The sequence below is a fragment of the Nonomuraea sp. PA05 genome (genome assembly GCF_008086045.1).
GTDB classification, from domain to species: Bacteria; Actinomycetota; Actinomycetes; order Streptosporangiales; family Streptosporangiaceae; genus Nonomuraea; species Nonomuraea monospora.
This window is the reverse complement of the sequence record NZ_VSEY01000006.1, coordinates 1-19402: the sequence shown is the minus strand read 5'-3', so window position 1 is coordinate 19402 and position 19402 is coordinate 1. Positions and strand designations below refer to the sequence as shown.

Below are 19402 nucleotides of genomic sequence, written 5' to 3'. Positions count from 1 at the left end.
ACGGTAGGGCATGAGCGATCATCGGCTGCCACGCGAGCTGGGCGCCCTGTTCGCCGACGGCGGCAGGGGGCGCAGGCTGCCCGTGGCGCTGCCGCCCGGTGACGTGGTCTGGCCGGATCCCGGCTACACCGGGCAGGGGGACGCGCCGCGGCCGGCGTTCTGGATGAGCGAGGAGCCGGTGTCCGGGGCGGACTGGACGCTGCTGCGCGAATGGCACCCCCACAGCGGCCTGTGGCCGCTGCTGCTGGACGAGTCGGCGCAGCCCTGGGCGGTGGGGCAGGTCGTGCCGGACGACCCCCGCCAGATCGACCACTTCACCGCCGAGGGGTTCATGGCGGAGGTGTGGCAGGAGTGGGTCATGCAGATGCCGGCGAACGCGCTGGACGAGCTGGAGCCGTTCGGCGCGATCTGCCCGGGCCCGGCCGCGCCCGGCGTGCTGAAGGCCGTCCCAGGGGCGGTCGCCGACTGGCTGGCGGGCGAGCTGGCCACCAGGGGCATGCCGCTCGGCCTGGTCGCCGCCGACCGGAGCTCGGACGCGCTGGCGGTGATGGGCTGGCAGGGCGCGCTGCACCACAACGAGTGGATGGTGCCGATGGCGGCGGTGGTGCGGAGCTGGGAGGACAGGTTCGGGGCGCGGGTGGTGAGCGTCGGGTTCAACACGCTGGAGCTGAGCGTGGCCGCGCCGCCCTGCGACTTCGAGCACGCGTTACACGTGGCGGCCGAGCACTGGGCGTTCTGCCCGGACAACGTGGTGCAGGGCCCCGGCGACCTGCAAGGTTATGCCGCTCAGATCACGGGCGGACACATCTGGTCATTCTGGTGGGACTGAAAGATCTCTTTTGCGCTACCTTTAACTTTCGTGGCTTGGGGAGATCTGACGCCGGAGTTGCTGCACTCCTCCGTCTGGGCCGACGGGCTGGTGGAGGCGGCCGGCATTCCCCTCTATGACATGCCGCTGGTGTCGGTGGGCGGCGGCATCGGCTCCTTCACGCTGCTTGACGTGCTGCGCATCCGCGGCGTGGCCACCGCCGACATGCGGGTGCTGTCGACCAGCGACTCGCCCTGGCAGACGTGGGAGTACCTGACACGGGTCTCGCAGCTCCCGGCGCACGAGCGCATCCGCTCCGACTCGGGGGCGCGGCCCGACAACATCTGGGGCTTCCCGTCGTACGCGCTGCAGGAGGCCTGGCAGGAGCGCTCCATGGAGCCGCTGCTCCAGGTGCTCACCGAGCCGATCGCCGCCGACTTCTACAGCCCGCCCGCCGCGCTGGTGATGCGGAGCGTGCAGCGCGAGGCCGAGCGCATCGGCTACTGGGAGATGCTGGCCAAGGGGCAGGTCCGCATGGTCAGGAAGCGGCTGGGCGGCGGCTACTTCACCGTGCTGACGCCGCCGGCGGGCAGCGGGCCGACCAAGCGGGTGGCGCTGCGCTCGCGGTACGTGCACCTGGCCGTCGGGTATCCGGGGCTGAAGTTCCTCGACGACCTCCAGGAGTTCCGGCAGCGGCGGGGCGAGCGCCATCGGGTGGTGAACGCTTACGAGCCGCACGAGCACGTCTACGACCAGCTCAGGAAGCGGCCGGGCGTGGTGGTGGTGCGGGGTGCGGGCATCGTGGCCTCGCGGGTGCTGCAGCGCCTCATGGACGACAGGGAGCGGTACGGCCTGCAGACGACGATCGTGCACCTGTTCCGCACGTACGTGACGAGCTCGCACGGGCCGCACGCGTTCATGCGGCGCAAGGGCGGCGACGGGTGGGCGTACCAGGCGTTCACGATGCCCAAGTCGGCGTTCGGCGGCCAGCTCAAGGCGCAGTTCCGCAAGGCGACGCCGGAGCGGCGGGCCAGGCTGGCGGCGCTGGTGGCGGGCACCACCACGCCGAAGCTGGCCCGCTGGCAGGAGCAGCTCGGCAGGGCCAGGCGGGGAAGCTGGTACCACCCGGCGCACGCCGAGGTGGAGCGCATCGACCTGACGCCCGACGGCCGGCTGGTCACCCACACCCGCAGCGCCAGCGCGGCGCCCATGCAGTACGTCTCCGACTTCATCATCGACTGCACCGGTCTGGAGGCCGACATGCCGGAGCACCGGGTGCTGGCCGACCTGCTCCAGCACGGCGGCGCCCGCCCCAACAGAGCGGGCAGGCTGCAGGTCGGGCAGAGCTTCGAGGTGCTGGGCGCGGAGAACGGCGACGGCAGGCTGTACGCCTCGGGCGCGGCGACCGCGGGCAACCACTTCCTGGCGGTGGACAGCTTCCTCGGCATGCAGACCGCGGCTCTCGACATCGCCGACGACCTGGCCAGGCGCGGCTTCTGCAAGGGGCTGGGGCCGGTCAGGTCGGTGTCCCAGTGGGTCAGATGGGCGGCGAACAGGAGACCGGCTTGATCCCGACGCTGGCCGGGCGGTTGCAGACCCGGCTGTTCGTGCTGGCCACGGTGGGCGTGGTGTTGACGGCGCTGCTCGCGCTCGTGCTGCCGATGTCCTTCGGGGACGCGTTCCTGGTGCTGCTGGCCGTCGCCGTCGTCGGCGCCGGCTGGGAGCTGCTGTACCACCTGCTGATGCAGTTCCGCTGGGACAAGGACTGGCCGACGCTGTTCGGGCTGCTCACGGCCGTGCCGGAAGGGCTGCTCATGTGGCTGCTGCTCGATGCCGGCCTGGTGCCGGGGGTCGGCGGGCCGGTGTCGTTCTGGGCGTTCTGCGTGATGTTCGGGGTCGTCTGGCTCGGTCAATGGCTGTTCGTGAACGGACCCATGCGGGTGCTGTTCGTGCAGTGGCGGCTAAGGGGCGGCCGCCTCCTGTGAGTGACGGCCGTCTTCCGTGAAGGGCGGCCAAGGGACCGGCCGGTGACGACCCGGCCGGGCCCGCGACCGCAGGCGTCGGCAGGCGTCAGGGAATGCGGGCCACGGCGCCGTAATTGCCCGACGCGCTGGGCTGATCCGCACAGGCGGTGTCGTGGTCGTCGGGCCGCCATTCCGGAATCCACACCAATCCCGGATCGACCAGCACGAGACCTTCGAGCAACGCCTCCACCTCCTCCCGCGTGCGTATCGCGTGTCCCGGCAGTGTCATCGCCAGCAGGTCGTGAATGGCCGGCAACAACTCCGCCGGAATGGCGTCGAACGTGGTCTGCAGCACCGACAGGTAACTCCTCTCGGGGACCACCTGCCGAATGCGCTTGATCACGTAATGGAAGTACTCGTCGTCGTTCAGGCTGTGGGTGGACAGCAGCAACACGGCCATCGGCCGGTCCCAGTCGAGGAACGTCTGCAGCACCCGGTCGTCGAGGATGTCGTCGATCTCGCGCACGTCGCCCTCTACGACGCGGACGAGATCGGTGACGGGCTCGATGGTCGCCCTCGCGCCGGCCAGCACCATAGGGTCGTTCTCCACGTAGACCACGCGCGGCACCGAGACGCGCAGGGCGTCTGCCGCCACGTCGTGCAACTGCCTGCCCGGCGGCAGGCCACTCGGGACACCACTCCCGACGATCACGAACTGGTCCACGCCCTCATTCGCCAGATGACGGACCACGCGGCGTAAATATTCAAGCACGGCCCTGGCGGCCGTCGTCGTGATGGGCGCGGCCTGATCATAACGGCGTATGACATCCCGGTCCGCCACGAAGTTGTTCTTCCCACCCGCGGCCGCGTCGAGAATGCGAGTGAGCCGTGCGTGGGTCATCTCCAGCTTCGCCAGGTTTCGGATGGCACGCTGACGCATTGAGTGTTACCCCTTTCCCCTCGCCCACTATCTCGGGAAAAGCTGATCCTTTCGGACCCCACTCGATGACCCAGACCATATGATCCTCGCCCCACGGCCAAAGACAACCGCAAAAGCCATTGATTATGGATATACCTACGTTACCAATGGTTGGTACGAATGGTCTGGACTGATCAGATGCCCAGAGAACGCGAAAGTCGTTCGCGATGGTAATTCAGCATCTCGAAGGTCTCGTCGCGGGTGGTCGTCGTCACCGACAGCTTCGTGAACGCCTGGTGGAAGGCCTCCACGGCGGCGGAGTCGGTGATCAGCGCGTCGGACTCGATGCCATGGGCGGCGGCGATGTCGGGCTCGAAGGCCTCGGCGAAGCGCCAGAGGGTGAACGGGCCGGTGCGCGGCACGTACGCCGGATCCTCCATCGGCACCACGTGCAGCGAGACGTTGGGCCGCTTGGCGTGCTCGATCAGCACGTCGAGCTGGCGGAGCTGGACGTGCCGGCCGACGATCGAGCGCGTCAGCACGCTCTCGTCGACCACCGCCCACAGCACCACGCCGTTGTCGCGGGGCACCGCCTCCTGGCGGGCCAGCACCAGCGCGAGCGCCTCCTCCACCGTCTGCTGCCCCAGCGTCGCGGGCCCGGCCACGGTGATGGCGGCCCTGGCGTACTCCTCGGTCTGCAGCAGCGGCGGGACGAACTGGTTGTGGTACGTGCGGATCACCGTGGCGCGCCCCTCCAGGGCGTAGCCGGTGGCGAGCCAGACGGGCACGGACTGCGCGTCGTACCAGGCGGCCTCGCGCTCGCCCCTGGCCAGCGAGAGCACGTACTCGCGGATGGGGGCGACGCAGACGCCGTAGACGGTCAGCAGGCGCTCGACGGTGATGGGCGGCGGCGCGATGCGGCCCTCCTCGATGGCGGGGATGGCCGCCGCGCCCCTGCCGATCGCGGTCTCCACCTGCTCGACGGAGAGCTGCGCAGACAGCCGCAGGCCGTGCAGGCGCTTGCCCAGCGCCCGGCGCTGCGGGCCGCTCAGCGGCGCGACCGCCTCGGGGATGTCGGAGGTCGGCTCCGGCTCCTCGGGCAGCCCCTCGGCCTTGCGGGCCAGCTCGACCACGCCGCGCAGCACGGCCAGCGAGCCCTCCGACAGCCCGGAGGCGGACAGGCCGATGGTGGCCGCGCGCAGTTGCAGGTCCTCCACCGAACCGGACTCGAGGTAGTCGTCGCCGACCAGCCAGCCGACGCTCACCTGGAGGCAGGCCGCCAGCGCCCTGAGCACCTGGAGCGTGGGGTTGGTCTGCTTGCCGGTGCGCAACTGGCTGACGTAGGCACGGGTGATCGGGATGCCGGCCTCCGTCAGGGCGGAGGCGACCTGCGCGCCGGTGAAGCCGCGCTTGGTCAGCGCGAGATCGAGCCGCTCGGCGAAGTTCGCCACGGCACACCTCCTAGCCGCCCGTGAACATGGTCCAGCGTAAGGGACGCGAGCCCCACTGTCCCCTGCCATGCGGGCAAGCTCTGCCACGCAGGCAGGTATCAACTTATGCGCAAACTGTCAGTTGACATAGCCCCCTACAGAAGCAGACTATCGGAGCACGTGGTAACTGGGGCTTAACAGGCCCCAGGGGTTCTGGAGAGATCCCCCTGCGAGGAGGTGGCCGGACGTGACCATGGATTCGACCTTCCTGGACGGCCCGGCCGTCCCTGGTCAGGAGCCGGTGGTCCAGCGCATCTGCGCCCGCGTCGCGGGACCGGTGGCCGGGCCGGGCGTGCACGTCGCGAGCCTGCCGCTCGGTGGCGTCCAGGTCTGGCTCGACGACCCGGATCACCGCTGGCGCTTCCACCACCGGATGGCCCGCGAGCTGCGGCTGGCGGGCTGGCACACCGAGACGGGCCCCGACCGGCTGCTGTTGCTCGGGTGGAGTGCGGTCTGCCTGAGTCACCGCGTCAGGATGCTCGGCGCGGCCCTCACGGGACGGCTGGCCGACTTCGACAGGACGGCGTTCATCGCCGTCATGGTCGCCACCCGGCTGCGGCACGAGGGATCGCCGGCCGCGGAGCTGCCCGTCGAGGTCGAGGCCCACTGCGCCGGGGAGCTGCGCTGGCCGGCCAGACTGGCCGACCTCGACGGACTCGAACGGCGCTCGTCGCTGGAGCCCATCAGGCTGCGGCTGGCCCAGGTGGCCGGCCTGGAGGCCAAGGTGGGCCGGCGCTGCGGCGAGCATCTCGCGCTCGCCTCCAAGGTCGCGCGCATGGTGGCCGGCGGTGCGGGACCGGCCCGTACGCGGACGGCCGGCCCGAGAGCCGGGCTGACGGAGCGCATGGTCTGCGTCAGCGTGCCGAACGTGGCCGAGAGCGACGTCACCGAAAGCGGCGTCACCGGAAGCGCGGTGACGGCTCGATGAGACTCCTCACCCCCACCGGCCGAGGCGCGACGGCGGTCATCCCGTCCGCGTCCCGGCCACCGCTGCCACCCGGCGGCGCACGGCCGCCTGCCGCTCGCGGCGGGCGCGATCCGTACGCGGCCCGCGTGGCAGCGCTCCCAGCGCTGGCCCCGGCGCTTCCCCACCCCCCCGGCACCGTGCGGCACGTGCCCGACTCAGTCGGCGCGGTGCTGTCGGCCAGCGCGGTAGCGGCTGGCGTGCTGGCCGTCTCGGAGGGTGGCGCCTGGGGCTGGCTTTCTTACCGTCCGCCGGGTCGCGCGGACACGTCCGCCGCCCTGCCGCTGAACACGTGGCGGCGGCGTACCCGCGACCCGCGGCGGCTGAGCGGCTCCTCGGGAGCCGCCGACCCGCGGCCGGGCGGCTCCACGGTCGTCCGCCGCGTCGGGCTCCGCAGGGTCGTCCACGCCGGTGATTGCGGCCTGGACGGCACCATCGGTACGGCAGCGACACCGGGTGGAACGATCGCCGTGACGGGCGCCACGGTGCCGATCGGCCGGCGAAGGCCGGCACCCGGGCACGCCTGCGTGCCCATGGCCGTCCTGCCGGCCACCGTTCTGCTCGCCGCCACGGCGCTGGTGCGGGTCGCCGGGGCGTCGGAACGTCAGATCGGACCTCGATCCCGACGCGCGGCACAGGAGGGGCCGGCGGCGACGCGCCGCCGGCCCCTCGCCGGGCCGCGCGCAGCTCTCGAACGGGTACACGGCACGGCCGGGCGACGACCGGCCCGCCTTGAAGAACCACCCCGAGTAACCACCCGCTGCACATAGGAGTGATCATGCTCACCGACGAGTCGCGCAGGTCACAACCACACGAAGTTCACGCGCGGGGCATCAGGCCCGGCGCGCCGCCACCGTCCTGGGGCGGGGAACCACGAGGCGAGGAACCACGGGGCGAGGAACAGGCGGCGGGATCGGCGCGCACCGTGCACCGGCTGCGCCGCATCCGGCAGGTGTCCGTAGAAGCCATCACCGAGATCGACGAAATGCTGCGGCACCCCGCCCACTGACTCACTCTCGCCTTCCCGCACAGGAGGACACGAACCATGCGCACCGTCCGGGGCACACGATGAGCCGCCGCAGAATCGGCGTGCTCGTGGCGCCCGCGAACCCGTCAGCGGAGCCGGAGCTGACCAGGCTGCTCGGCTCGCGGGCCGACATGCACGTCGCCCGCCTTCCCGCGCGGCCGGGGCCGTCCCTGCTCGACCGGCTGGAGAGCTACAACGCGGCCGTGCCCGCCATGATCGGCGCGTTCGACGGCCTGCGGCTGGACGCGATGGTCATGGCCTGCAGCGAGCCCCGCTACCTGCTCGGCCCCGAGGAGGACCGCGAGCAGTGCGCCGAGCTGACGGCCGCCACCGGGGTGCCGTTCGCCACCGCCACGCAGGCCACGCGCGAGGCGCTGGAGCACGTGATGGTGAGCGACATCGTGCTGGTCTCGCCGTACCAGCCGTGGGTGACGGACCTGGCCGAGCGGTTCTGGAAGACGTCCGGGCTGAACGTCACCCAGGTCGTCCAGGTACGCGCGCCCGACGGGTACTCGCCCTACGGGCACACGCCAGCCTCGCTGATCGACCAGGTCGAGGTGGCGGAGCTGCCCGGCGACGCCGTGCTGCTCTTCACCGGCACCGGGCTGCCCACGCTGCCCGTGCTACGCCCGCTGACCAGCGGCAACGACCGCACTCTGCTCACCTCGAACCTCTGCGTGGCCTGGTGGGCCCTGTCCAAGGCCGTCGGCCGGCACGTGACGCTCAGCCGCGTGCCGTACCGCCGCCACATGGCGGCCGCGGCCCGCGTGGGAGGCAGGCCATGAACGGCGTCGGCGTCAGGGGAGGCAGGCCATGAACGGCGTGATCGTCGTCGGCGCCGGGCCCGCCGGACTGACGGCCGCGCTCTGCCTGGCCAGGGCCGGGATCCCGGTCACCGTGCTGGAGCGCGAGAACGAGCTGCCCCGGCAGGCGCGCGCCTGCACCTTCCACCCCGCCACCCTCGACCTGCTGCACGACCTCGGCGTGGCCACCAGGCTGGTCGGCGCCGGCCGGGTGGTGGACCGGGTGCAGTGGCGCGACCGGTCGGGCATCGTGCTGGCCGAGATGGGCATGAACCGGCTCGACGGCCTGACCAAGCACCCGTTCAGGATCCACGCCGACCAGGCCTCTCTGACCCCGCTGCTGCTCGCCGCCCTGAACGTCTACCCGGACGTGGACGTGCGGTTCGGCACCCACGTGGACGGCGTCGCGGAGGGCGGCACAGGGATCCGGGTCCGCGTCGGCCACACCTGGACGCGGGCCCGGTACATGATCGCCGCCGACGGCGCGCACAGCACCGTGCGCGGCTCGCTCGGGCTGCCGTTCCCCCGGTCCACCTGCCCCGCGCAGGCGTTGCGGGTGTTCACCGACTCGCCGCTCGACCGGCTGCTGCCGAGCGTGGCGCCGCTGACGTACGTGCGGGACGTGCAGCAGTCGTGCACCCTGCTCGCGCTGCCCGACCACTGGCGGATCATCTTCAAGATCCCCTGCGACACGCACGAGCCGCTGTCCCCTTCGAACCTGTCCCTGCTGGTCCGCAGGGCCCTGCCGGGGACCTCCGAGCCGGTCAGGATCACCGGCGCCGACCGGTTCGGGCTGTCGAGAGGGGTGCTGACGTCGTACCGGTGCGGGCGGGTGCTGTTCGTGGGCGACGCCGCCCACCTGACGTCCACCGTCGGCGGGCTGAACATGAACGCGGGCATCCACGACGCGGCCGAGGCAGGCCAGGTGCTCGCGGCCGTGCTCGGCGGCCACGCCCGGCCCGCCGCGCTGGAGGCGTGGGCCTGGCGGCGCCGCTCGGTGCTGCTGCAACGGGTGATCCCGCGCGGCGAGACGCGGCTGGCCGGGGTGCGTGAACGCGACAGCGCCCGGCTGGCGGCGGCCATGGCGGGGCTGCGGGCCATCGCCGGCGACCCGGACGCCACCCGGGCCTACCTGGCCCAGGCGTCTCTGCTGGACACGCCGAGCACTCCCAGGACCGCGAGCGCCGCCGACTCTGCCGGGAGGACCTAGCACCACGACCCACACGTGACCGCGTACCGACTTGGAGGAGGTGACACCGGATGTGGCGAACCCTGTCCGACGACGCGCGCCAGGCCATTCGTGACCTGTGCGACAAGCACGGAGCCCGCCTCTACGACTACTGCCGCACCGAGCTCGCGGCGGGCGACGCCGAGCAGGCCGTCGCCGGCGCGGCGATGACGGTGCACCTGTACGCGGATCGCGTGGTGGATCCGGCCCTGCGCCGGCCCTGGCTGTACGCGGTGGCCCGAGCCCATCGGGCGGTCGTCGCCAAGCCCGCGAGCATCGGCTCGTGGTCGCGGCCCGGCCGCATGTCGGAGCTGCTGCCCGAGGCGCTGCTGTCCCTGGAACGGCCGCAGCGGGAGCTGCTCGACCTGTCCGTACGGCACGGGCTGGCCGACCGCGAGCTGTCCGCGATCTTCGAGCTGCCCGAGCCCGAGGTGCGCGCCATCGTGACGCGGGCCGCGGAGGGCCTGGAGGCCTGGTTCGCCGCGATCATCGCCGCCCGCTCCCGCGACGGCTGCCCCGACCTGACCGCCCGCACGGCCGAATGGGTCGCCGCCCCCGGACGGCGGGCCAGGGCCAGGATCGGCCGGCACATCCAGTCCTGCGCGACCTGCCGGGCCGCGCCCAGGACCATGACGGCGGGCGCGCTGCTGCGCCGCCTGCCCATCGCGGCACTGCCCGGCACACTTCCCAACCGGCTGGCGTCGGCGCAGCCGTTGCCCGGCGAGGGGCCACTCTGGCGGGCCGACGGCTTTCCTGTGCAGGCCCGCACGCTGGTGGAGACCGGCTCCTCGTCGCCGGCTCCTCCGGCCGCCGATGTCACGCCGCCCGCCCCGGTCGCCGGCCCCACGACGGCGACCCCGGGAAAGCCCTGGTCGGCGGCGGGCGCGGCTGCCGCCGACCAGGAGCACCCCGCTGGCCCCGACCGCCCGGCCGCGACGCCGGGCCACCGCCCATACGCGGTTCCGAGCCAGCGCAGCGACCGCCCGGACGCGGTGCCGGGCCGGCCCGGCGACCGTCCGGGCGTGGCTCCGGGGCAGCCTGGCGACCGTCCGGCCGCGGCGCTGGAACGGCCCGGCGAGCATGACCGTCCTGCGGAGCAGCCCGGTGGCGAGGTGGAGCGGCCCGGTGGCGGGCTCGGGCATCCGGGTGCGCCTGCCGTTCGTGGGCGGCATCCGTTCACGCCGCCGAGCCGTACGCGGCCCTTCCGCGGCGGCGCGTACGGCGACAAGCTCGTCTTCACCGCCGCCACCAAGGGCGAGAGCAACGGCACCCACCACGAGGGCGCGGTCATCCGCTACGGCGGCATCACCCTGTCCGCCCTGGAGCAACCGGCCAACGGGGACGCCGTGCAGTGGCAGGAGTACTGGCGGCTCCCGGCCGACGAGGACGACGATCCCGAGCCGGGCACCCCGATCAGGGCCGTGGCCAGGCTCGGGCTGATCCTGGGCGTGGGCCTGCTGGCGGCCGGCCTCATCTGGGCCGTGCTGAACGCCCAGTCGCACCCCGCCACGCTCACCAAGGCCGCCGCGCAGACGAGCGTCCTGCTGGAGGAGCCCTCGCGGTGGGTCGCCGAGGTCACCACCCGGACCGCCGCCGGGTCGGCGATCGAGTCCGTGCCGCGCAAGGCGAGCCTGCCCCGTCCCGACCCGCCGGTGGCCCGGCTGTCGCCCTCGTCGGCGTGGCTCGGGTCAGGGCGCAGCGGGACGTTCTCGCTGGCGTGCGACGGCCGGTGCGAGATCGTCTCGGCCTCCGGCACCAACGGCATCGCCGTCTCCGGCAACCGCTTCAGCGTCCGCTCGGACCCTTGTGACCTGGAGCCGGGCGTGCGGCGCGGGAAGATCGCCGTGCAGTGGACCGGCCGCGCCACCGGCGACGGCCGCGCCACCGGCGGCGTCACGACCGCCGCCGGGACGCTGACCATGAACGTGGCCTGGACCGTCGGGCGGCGGCCGGCGGACGACCGCATCCTGATGGTGGACACCGACGGCGACCTCATGCGCCGCTGCTGACCTTGCGGGACGTCCCCCGCCGCGCGGGGTGCGGCGGGGGTCGTCGTGCGTCCGGGACGCTCTAGAAGAGTCGTGCGTCCGGGACGCTCTAGAAGAACTGGAACTCGGGCTCGGGCTGCGGCAGCTCCACCCGCTCGGGCCCGCGGAACGTGGCCGCGTCCTTCGGCACGTCCGCCAGCGGCGTCCCCAGCACGAACGGCACGCTCACGCTGCTCCTGGCCAGATCGACGGTGACGGCGGCCCCCGTCCCCGCCTCATCGGTGTACGTCGCGTCGGTGCCCGCGATCACCAGCCCGATCCGGTGCCCCTTCTTGAACGTGTAGTCCTGCGGCAGGGTCAGCCAGCGCACCGTGCCGTACGTCCCCGCGGGCAGCGGCGTGGACTGGCTGAGCGACAGCCGGTTCTGCACGTCGATCCAGCCGCGCGCGACGATCTCCAGCGGCCGGGTGGCGACGTTGGTGACCACCTTGCGGTAGCAGGCGTCGTCGGCCGCCGTGCTCTCGCCGTGGCAGTCCTCCTCCGCCAGCGTGGTGATGCCCTGGCCGCGCCGCCAGTCCACGCGGGTGTCCTCGCCGAAGTCCACCAGCAGCGCCGTCAGGTTGGCGGTGGGCTTGTCGAGTTTGACCCGCAGGTCGGCGGTGGGCGTGCCGGACAGCCGCAGGTTCAGCGGGAGCGCTCCGGTGGTGAACGCCACCCGTCCGGGGTTCGGCGTGCCCACGTCGGCCACCATGTCGTTCTCGCTCATGGCGACGTCGGTGAAGGAGGCGGTGCTGTTCCTGGCGGCGGGACGGAGGCCGAGCGAGCCGTCGGGCGCGGGCCGCAGGGACGCCTTGATCGCGTACGGGGCCGGCCAGTCGCGCTGCGTGATCCACCGCGCCGGCCCGATCTCGACGTCGGCGCGGGGCTCGCTGGTGATCCCGTTGCGCACGCCGTGCAGCCAGTGGTCGAACCACCGGTGCAGGGTGTCCACCCACAGGTCGCGGCGTCCCTCGAAGTCGAACGGGTCCACGTGCTGGGTCTGGCCGACCCAGATCTTGCGCGGCACGTGCCGGTCGGCCAGGGCCTTCCACCAGGTGGAGAAGTTGTCGGGCTTGACGTTGAGGTCGTTGACCGTGTGCACGACGAAGACGCTCGCCCTGACCTTGGAGACGTCGGCGAGCAGGCCGCCGATGTAGTCGCGCTCGGCCCAGAAGGCGTTGTAGTTGCCCGTGTCGTCGCCGTCCTCTGCGTCCATCCTGGCGCGCACGGCCTGGCACTTGGCCTCGGGGTCGGTGTCGACGTAGTTGGCCAGGAAGGAGGCGTAGTCGTAGTTGTAGATCACGCCGTTCGAGCGCTGGTACTTGTACCAGGAGCTGATCGCCGAGATGGGCACGATGGTCTTCAGCCCCTCGACGCCCGTGGCGGCGACGGCGTTGGCCAGCGTGCCGTCGTACGACTTGCCGATCATGGCGGACTTGCCGGTCGTCCAGTCGGCCATGGCGGGGGTGCCGTCGGCCCTGAAGGCCTTGGCGCGGCCGTTCAGCCAGTCGATGACGGCCTTGCCGCCCAGCACGTCGGCCTTGCCGCCGACGTCGGGGCAGCCGTCGGACCTGGTGGTGCCGAGCATGTCGACGTTCAGGACGGCGTAGCCGCGCGGGACGAAGTAGTTGTCATAGAAGAGCGGAAACTTCGTGACATTTCCGGCGGCGTCGTAGACCTTGCGCTCCGACTCGTTGCCGCGGCCCGAATTGTCGTAGTACGGGCTCTCGTCGATGATCACCGGCACCCTCAGCGAGGGGCCGGACTCCCTGGGCCGGATGATGTCCACCCTGACCTTGTCCAGCGCGCCGTCGAGATCGCTGTCGACGGTCGACTCGACGTACACGTGTTCACGGACGGCGTCCGCGTACGAGAAAACCGGCTGCGTGCGGCCGTCCTGGACAGTGATCACAGGAGCGGCTGCGGCGGCCTGGGCAGGGGTCGCCATCGCGAGGGTGAGGGCGACTGCGAAGAGGGCTGGGCGTAATTGTGACACGCGTGACCTCCGGGACGGTTGGCCGAAACAAGCGCAATCTCTCAAACGGCCAGAGAGGTGGCAATATCCAGGACATGGAAGTGTTGGATCGGGTACGGGGCTGCCTCCTCGGCGGCGCGATCGGCGACGCGCTCGGCGCGCCCATCGAGTTCCAGTCGCTGCGGGAGATCCGCAAGCATCACGGCACGAACGGCATCACGGGATATGTCACGACCTGGCGCGGCAGGACCGGCCTGATCACCGACGACACCCAGATGACCCTCTTCACCGTCGAAGGCCTGCTGGACGCCCGCATCACCGCAGCTCACGCTAGCGGAGCGGGCGGCGAGGAGGGTGGCGGCGCGCGGGAGGCGGTGGAAGGCGGCGCCGGGGCCGGGTCCCCGGCCACCGCGCACCGGGCACGGGCGGTGGACGCCGTACGCCGGGCCTACCTGCGCTGGCTCGACACCCAGCAGCACCAGGCGCCCCCGCCGGCCACCCTGCCCCACCAGACGGGCCCGCTGCGCGAGGAGCCCTGGCTGTACTCCCGCCGCGCCCCCGGCAACGCCTGCCTGTCGGGCCTGCACCGACCCTTCCCCGGCCCGTCCGGGTGGGGCGCGCCCGGCCCGGTGAACCCCGATTCCAAGGGCTGCGGCACGGTGATGCGCTCGGCCCCGTTCGGGCTGGTCAACCGCCTGCCGCAGGAGGCGTTCGAGCTGGCGGCGGCCTGCGCGCAGATCACCCACGGCCACCCGACCGGCTACCTCGCGGCCGGCGCGTTCGCGGCGATCATCACGCACCTCATGGCGGGCGAGGCGCTGGAGCCGTCGGTCCACCAGGCGATGGAGCTGCTGGCACGCTACCCCGGCCACGAGGAGACCACCGGCGCCCTGCGCGCCGCCGTGCACCTGGCGGGCGGCGGCGGGCACTCGCCCGAGGCGGTCGAGTCGCTGGGCGGCGCCTGGGTGGCGGAGGAGGCGCTGGCCGTCGGCGTCTACTGCGCGCTGGTCGAGCCCGCCGTGGAGCAGGCGCTGCTGCTGTCGGTCAACCACTCGGGCGACAGCGACTCCACGGGCTCGGTGTGCGGCAACCTGCTGGGCGCCCTGCACGGCACCGCCGCGCTGCCCGCCGCCTGGCTGTCCCCGCTGGAGGGCAGGGACACGATCGAACGCCTCGCCGCGGAGCTCGCCTGATCGCGCCGGCGTCTAAGGTGGATGTTCTTCAGCCGTTGAGGAGATGGGTGCATGCGTAACGTCGCCAGGACGTCGCTCGTGGACGCCGCCATCGCCGAGCTCCGCCGCGAGATCGCCGCCGGGGTGTGGCCGGTCGGCACCAAGATCCCGTCCGAGAGCCGTCTCGCCGAGAGCCTGGGCATGAGCAGGCTCTCGGTGCGGGAGGCGGTGCGGGTCCTGGCGCACGCCGGCCTGCTGCACACCCGGCAGGGCGACGGCACGTACGTGACCGCGACCGACGAGTCCAAGGTCGCGCTGCGCCGGCGGCTCGACACGGCCGCCGCCATGGACATCATCGACGTGCGCCGCGGCCTCGACCTCGTCGCCGCCAGGCTGGCGGCCGGCCGGCGCACCGAGCAGGACCTGACCGCCATGCGCGAGAGCCTGGCCCGCAGGGACGCGGCGGGCCGGGCCGGCGACCTCGACGGGTTCGCCGACGCCGACGTGGACTTCCACCTGATGGTGGCGGACGCGGCGCACAACGCGCTGCTCGGTGATCTCTACCGGAGCATGAGCGACGCGCTGCGCGACAGCGTCAGGGATCAGGAGGAGGCGGCGCTGGTTCCGGACAGGTCGCACGAGGAGTTGCTGCGGGCGATCGAGGAGGGCGACGCGGCGAAGGCGGTGGCGGTCTCGGTGGCCATCCTCGACCAGCAGGAACGCGACCTCTGACCGCCCCTTCTGCGATCGTCAGCGCATCCTGACGATCAACCGGCGGATCCTGCGCAGATCACGCACTCTGTGCTCGTACGTGGCGCCGGTGAACAGCAGCAACGCGCCCGCCACCGCGATCGGCAACCAGCGCGGCCCCTGGTCCACCAACTCGGCCACCGCGGGCGCGAACTCCTGCGCCGCCGTCACCACCAGCACCGCCCCGCCGAGAATCAGCGGAGCCTGCAACCGCGCCCTGGCCCCGGCCAGGGTGGCGGCGAACGCGGCCACGCCCAGCAGCAGCGGCCTGGCCAGGCCGGGGTCGTTCCAGGCGGCGTACGCGCTGGGCAGGAACGTCAGCGCCAGCGCCGCGCCGTATCCCGTCCAGGAGGAGATCCTGGGGTCGCGCCGCCTGGCCAGCCACGCCGCGACCAGCCCGGCCACCGTCAGGGGAACGGTGTACGCCTCGGGGGCCGTGACGCCGGACAGCGCCAGCCGCAGCCAGAGCGCCACCTGCAGCAGGGCCAGGCCGGGCCAGAAGGCGGGCCTGCGGTCGGGGCGCAGGGCCACGACCAGGGCCAGCACGCCGGCGACGGCCAGGGCGGCGGCCAGCAGGTCACGATCGTCGCCCGCCAGCACCACACCGGCCACGGCCAGCCCCCACCCGGCCACCTCACCCCCGACCGCCACCCTCCCCACGGCACCCTCCTCCGCGACCGCCACCCTCCCCGCGGCACCCTCCTCAGCGACCGACGCCCTGCGCCGCCGCTCCCGCGTCGTGAGCCCCGCGGCGACCAGCACCCCCACGGCGGCGACGCCGAGCACCGCGAACCCCGCCTCCGCCACACCCCCCCCCGCCGACAACGCCCCCGCCGCAGCCAGCCCACCCGCCGCGACGGTGGCCCCAGCAGCAGCCCCCGTCCGCACGACGTCACCCCGCGCCCCTGCCGAGGCCACCACCCCCACCACCACAACCCCGGCGAGAACCACCAGCGTGTACGCCTCCACGTCCATCGACCAGGCCACCACGTGCCCACCGGCCACGAGCGCCATCACCCCGGCCACCCCCGCCCGCTCCCCCACGCCCGCCTGCACGGTCAGCGCCACCAGCACCACCCCGTAGAACACCAGCACCCACGGATGAGCCAGCTCCGCCACAGCAGGCACCACCCCGAGGCACAACGGCACCACCACGGTCGCCACAGCCCGAGCAGTCCCCGCCCCGCGCAACCTCCGCGCCATGATCACCACGGTGGCCACCACGAACACCCCGACCCCGAGCGCGGTCGCCGCCTCCCCCCGCTCGAACCCGAAGGTCAGAACCGACGGCTGCCCGGACTCCCACACCTCCTGATGCGGCACCCACCCCCCGAACCGCTCACTCCACGGATGTCCGATCACCTTGAACGGGAACCCCAGCACCTCGGCCCAGACCCGCACATGCGGCAGGATCGCCGCCCCACAGGCGACACCCGCCAGCGCGTACGCCGCCCCCCTGACCCCATCGCTCACCCGCCACGCCGAAGCGGCCAGCGCCAGCGCCCCCACGGCCAGCACCAGCGTCAACCGCGCCCCGTCCTGCGCCAGCACCGCGGCCACCGGCCACAACGCCAGCGCCGCCGCCCCCGACGGCCCGGCCACCGCCGTGGGCAGGACGGGCAGCGCGGCGGCCCGCGACATCAGCACGATCACCAGCAGCAGCACCAGCGCCGCGTCCGGCTCGCCGAGCCCGCCGCCCAGCGCCGCGGCCACGCTCTCCGCCCCGACGGCCAGCCCGGTGATCGTGGCCGCCACGCTGGTCACCGGCGAGCCCTTGCCCCGGATCGCGCACACCAGCCCGGTCACCACGATCGCCGCCAGCACCGCGAGGGTCGCCGTCCGGTCGGCCAGCGACCAGGACACGGCCAGCGTCGCCGTCCAGAGGCTCGCGCCGCCCGCCGCCGTCCGGTTCACCGCCGACCAGAGCGCGAGCGCGGCCGTGAGCGCGACGAGGAAGGCCAGCGCCGCCCAGTACGGCAGGTCGGCCACCACCGGCAACGTCGTCGCCGCCACGGGGAACGCGATCCCGGCCACCCCCACGGCGGCCTGCCTGCCCCAGCGCGCCCAGGCCGCCAGCGCACCCGCGGCTCCGGCCAGCACCAGCACGGGCATCAGCAACGGCTGCGCCTCCCAGGCCCCGGCCGGGCTGAGCGCCTCCCGCGCCCCTTCCGCCGCACCGGCCCACGCGTGCGTCAGCCAGCCGTACGGACCGACGAGCGCCGGCACGACGGCACTGCTCAGCGGCAGCGGCGCGAGCACGGCCAGCAGACACGCCTCAACCGCCGCCACCGTCCGCCAAGCGCCTCGCGGCCTGCGCCACGCGGAGGCCGCGGCCAGCACCGCACCGACGGCCATCAGCAGCGCCAGCCCCTCATTCCCGCCGGGGAGCGGCGCTGCCGCGAACTGCACCAGCGCCACCGACGCCACCACCACGGCCGCCACCTCGGCCGCCGTCCTCCCGCCCGGCCGCACCAGCCCGCTCAGCCGGTCGAGGACCCCGAGGGCGACGGTGGCGCCCGTCCTCCCGGCCCGGACCACGGCGGCGGCCAGCTTGCGCGACGGCCTCGTCACCACGAGCGTGGCGGCCCGCACCCCGAGCATCGCCGACGCCGCCGCCAGCCCGCTCCCGAACAACGCCCACACCAGCACCCCTGCCGCCAGCGTCGCCCCGGCGCCCCCGACGGCCTGCACCACCGTCGGCCTGCCCGCCACGGCACAACCGGCCAGCACCCCCAGCAGCACGGCCGCCACCGCCACAGCGGCCTCCCGATCGGCCAGCGCCCAGCACATGGCCAGCGCGGCCAGATACACCCCGAGCCACAACGGCGCCGCACACCCACCCACCAGCACGCCCACCGGCGTGGTGCCGCCGGACCGGCGAGCGGCCAGCCACAGCAGCGCCCCTGCCAGCACCACGAGCACCCCCAGCGCCACCTCGTAAGGCATCCCCGCCGCCACCGGCGCCGTGAACACCGCCAAGGAGCCCAGAACCAGGCAGAGCGTGCGGCGAACCGCAGCCGTCCACAACTCCCCCCGCGGCGGCAGCAGCACCACCCCCACCGCCACAGCCGCGAGCACCACAGGCACGGCCCCACCGTCGTCCCACCGAACCCCGGGCCCGAGCAGGTCAGACGCCCGGCCACCCCGCTCCCCCCGCACGGACGTGAGCCAGCCGAGCGGCCCGGCCGCCACCGCGATCACCGCCTGCGTCTTCCAACAGGCAGCCACCGCCAGCACGAGCCCGCCTCCGGCCCGCACCCCGTCCCGCAGCCCCACAGGCAACCGAAGCGCGGCGACCAGCACCAGCAGCCCCGCGCACGCGACGACGGCGGCCTGCCACGAGAGCGGCACCATCGAGGCGGGCACGGCACAGCAGGCCCCCACCGCGGCGAGAGCAGCGCAGGCGGCGATCAGCAGGCGTGCGCTCCCGCCCCGCGTCGCGCCCGCCCACAGGATCGCCACCACCGAGGCGGCCCCCAGCACGAGGGCCATCGCGTAATCCACGCTCACCACGGCAGGCCCGGGGTCCATGACGGGAACGCCGACGAGCGTGAAGCCACTGCCCGCCGCCACCGTCACGAACGCCGCCACCCCCGTCCCGCCGACCCAGGCCAGCGACCCGACCGCGGCGGTGGTCACGTATTCGGCCGCGAGCCGGGCCCGCCGCGCCACCCGCCACAGGACGAGATCGAACGCGGCAGTGACGATCAACGCCCCGGCCGGCCACGCCAGCCCATGTTCAGTGGCGGAGCCCATGGCGAGGGCGGCCAGCGGCAAGGGTGTCTGGGCCAGGGCGATCGCCACCGGGGTGGGGAGCCGCAGCGGGGCCCGCCACGCGTACAGGGCCCACAGGACGCTCAGCGCGGCGCCGCCCAGCGCCCAGCCCCACAGGGGATCCGGCCCCGGCCCGCCGGTGGGCCCGCCGTCGGTGAAGACCTGCGTGACGGCGACGGCGTCCAGGGGGATCAGTACGAGCCCGAGCAGGGCGACGGTCTCGGCGGTCGCGACCAGCCGCCGGCGTACCAGCAGCCATGGGGCGGCCAGCACCACGAGCGTGAAGACGATCAGGATGAGCGCACGCAGTGCGGGGACCTGCCAGCTCACCAGCGTGAACACCACCGCCGCGATCGACAGCAGGGTGCCGCCCAGCAGGAGCAGCACGTTCTGCACGGCCCGATGCGACAGATCCCGCCGAGGCCCCCGCCCACCCGCCGACTGCACGACCGGCCCGTGATGCACATCGACCGCGGCGGGCGCGGCGGGCACGGCGGGCGC

At 73.4% G+C, this 19402-nt stretch carries 15 protein-coding genes; 11 read left to right on the top strand and 4 right to left on the bottom strand.

All coding sequences use genetic code 11. The annotated features are described in order from the left end of the window. The first annotated feature begins 10 nt into the window (after positions 1 to 10). The 3 genes from FXF51_RS10905 to FXF51_RS10895 are packed head-to-tail and all read left to right on the top strand — an operon-like array spanning position 11 to position 2793. Positions 11 to 829 carry a DUF4253 domain-containing protein gene (locus FXF51_RS10905; RefSeq protein ID WP_148434187.1) on the top strand — a complete coding sequence of 273 codons (819 nt, stop codon included), beginning with the start codon at positions 11 to 13 and terminating at the stop codon, positions 827 to 829. Positions 830 to 859: 30 nt separating this feature from the next. Further along, complete coding sequence (locus FXF51_RS10900) at positions 860 to 2377, top strand: hypothetical protein (protein WP_262379417.1); 1518 nt, start codon at positions 860 to 862, stop codon at positions 2375 to 2377. Further along, complete coding sequence (locus FXF51_RS10895) at positions 2374 to 2793, top strand: hypothetical protein (protein ID WP_148434185.1); 420 nt, start codon at positions 2374 to 2376, stop codon at positions 2791 to 2793. Before FXF51_RS10900 ends, FXF51_RS10895 begins: the two co-directional genes overlap by 4 nt. A gap of 85 nt (positions 2794 to 2878) precedes the next feature. On the opposite strand, the gene FXF51_RS10890 is transcribed toward FXF51_RS10895, so the two are convergent. After that, the gene (locus tag FXF51_RS10890) at positions 2879 to 3712 is read right to left on the bottom strand and encodes an SAM-dependent methyltransferase (RefSeq protein ID WP_262379416.1); all 834 of its coding nucleotides are present in this window, start codon (positions 3710 to 3712) and stop codon (positions 2879 to 2881) included. A 173-nt stretch (positions 3713 to 3885) separates the two neighbouring features. Then, positions 3886 to 5142 (bottom strand): helix-turn-helix domain-containing protein, encoded by a 1257-nt coding sequence (locus tag FXF51_RS10885; RefSeq protein ID WP_187414309.1) that lies wholly within the window; start codon positions 5140 to 5142, stop codon positions 3886 to 3888. Positions 5143 to 5368: 226 nt separating this feature from the next. Here FXF51_RS10885 and FXF51_RS10880 point away from each other — a divergent pair, with 226 nt between their 5' ends. From FXF51_RS10880 to FXF51_RS10855, 6 genes are all read left to right on the top strand, one after another. Then, on the top strand, positions 5369 to 6109 hold the full coding sequence (locus FXF51_RS10880) for a hypothetical protein (protein ID WP_148434183.1): 741 nt from the start codon (positions 5369 to 5371) through the stop codon (positions 6107 to 6109). 185 nt (positions 6110 to 6294) lie between these two features. Continuing rightward, positions 6295 to 6915, top strand: a complete 621-nt coding sequence (locus tag FXF51_RS10875; RefSeq protein WP_148434182.1) for a hypothetical protein — start codon at positions 6295 to 6297, stop codon at positions 6913 to 6915. 8 nt (positions 6916 to 6923) lie between these two features. Beyond that, positions 6924 to 7154 (top strand): hypothetical protein, encoded by a 231-nt coding sequence (locus FXF51_RS10870; RefSeq protein ID WP_148434181.1) that lies wholly within the window; start codon positions 6924 to 6926, stop codon positions 7152 to 7154. Between the two features lie 59 nt (positions 7155 to 7213). Next, entirely contained in the window at positions 7214 to 7957 is a 744-nt protein-coding gene (locus FXF51_RS10865; RefSeq protein ID WP_148434180.1) for an arylmalonate decarboxylase, read from the top strand. A gap of 28 nt (positions 7958 to 7985) precedes the next feature. Continuing rightward, entirely contained in the window at positions 7986 to 9185 is a 1200-nt protein-coding gene (locus FXF51_RS10860) for an FAD-dependent oxidoreductase (protein ID WP_148434179.1), read from the top strand. Positions 9186 to 9235: 50 nt separating this feature from the next. Then, positions 9236 to 11212: a hypothetical protein gene (locus FXF51_RS10855; RefSeq protein WP_148434178.1), complete on the top strand. Its 1977-nt coding sequence runs from the start codon at positions 9236 to 9238 to the stop codon at positions 11210 to 11212. An 88-nt stretch (positions 11213 to 11300) separates the two neighbouring features. Here the strand turns inward: FXF51_RS10855 and FXF51_RS10850 are convergent, their stop codons facing one another. After that, entirely contained in the window at positions 11301 to 13226 is a 1926-nt protein-coding gene (locus tag FXF51_RS10850) for a Xaa-Pro dipeptidyl-peptidase (protein ID WP_148434177.1), read from the bottom strand. 74 nt (positions 13227 to 13300) lie between these two features. Between FXF51_RS10850 and FXF51_RS10845 the strand changes: the two genes are divergently transcribed. Both FXF51_RS10845 and FXF51_RS10840 read left to right on the top strand, forming a co-directional pair. Further along, positions 13301 to 14398, top strand: coding sequence for an ADP-ribosylglycohydrolase family protein (locus tag FXF51_RS10845; RefSeq protein WP_148434176.1), 1098 nt, complete (start codon positions 13301 to 13303; stop codon positions 14396 to 14398). 51 nt (positions 14399 to 14449) lie between these two features. Continuing rightward, positions 14450 to 15109, top strand: a complete 660-nt coding sequence (locus FXF51_RS10840) for a FadR/GntR family transcriptional regulator (RefSeq protein WP_148434175.1) — start codon at positions 14450 to 14452, stop codon at positions 15107 to 15109. Between the two features lie 18 nt (positions 15110 to 15127). Here FXF51_RS10840 and FXF51_RS60705 read toward each other — a convergent pair whose 3' ends face one another. Continuing rightward, positions 15128 to 19297 (bottom strand): SCO7613 C-terminal domain-containing membrane protein, encoded by a 4170-nt coding sequence (locus tag FXF51_RS60705; protein ID WP_222871238.1) that lies wholly within the window; start codon positions 19295 to 19297, stop codon positions 15128 to 15130. Positions 19298 to 19402 lie beyond the last annotated feature (105 nt).

Bases quoted from the DNA above. Each gene is read 5' to 3' on its own strand.
- FXF51_RS10905 (WP_148434187.1), top strand. From the start codon at position 11: ATGAGCGATCATCGGCTGCCACGCGAGCTGGGCGCCCTGTTCGCCGAC.
- FXF51_RS10890 (WP_262379416.1), bottom strand. From the start codon at position 3,712: ATGCGTCAGCGTGCCATCCGAAACCTGGCGAAGCTGGAGATGACCCAC.
- FXF51_RS10870 (WP_148434181.1), top strand. From the start codon at position 6,924: ATGCTCACCGACGAGTCGCGCAGGTCACAACCACACGAAGTTCACGCG.
- FXF51_RS10865 (WP_148434180.1), top strand. From the start codon at position 7,214: ATGAGCCGCCGCAGAATCGGCGTGCTCGTGGCGCCCGCGAACCCGTCA.
- FXF51_RS10860 (WP_148434179.1), top strand. From the start codon at position 7,986: ATGAACGGCGTGATCGTCGTCGGCGCCGGGCCCGCCGGACTGACGGCC.
- FXF51_RS10855 (WP_148434178.1), top strand. From the start codon at position 9,236: ATGTGGCGAACCCTGTCCGACGACGCGCGCCAGGCCATTCGTGACCTG.
- FXF51_RS10845 (WP_148434176.1), top strand. From the start codon at position 13,301: ATGGAAGTGTTGGATCGGGTACGGGGCTGCCTCCTCGGCGGCGCGATC.
- FXF51_RS10840 (WP_148434175.1), top strand. From the start codon at position 14,450: ATGCGTAACGTCGCCAGGACGTCGCTCGTGGACGCCGCCATCGCCGAG.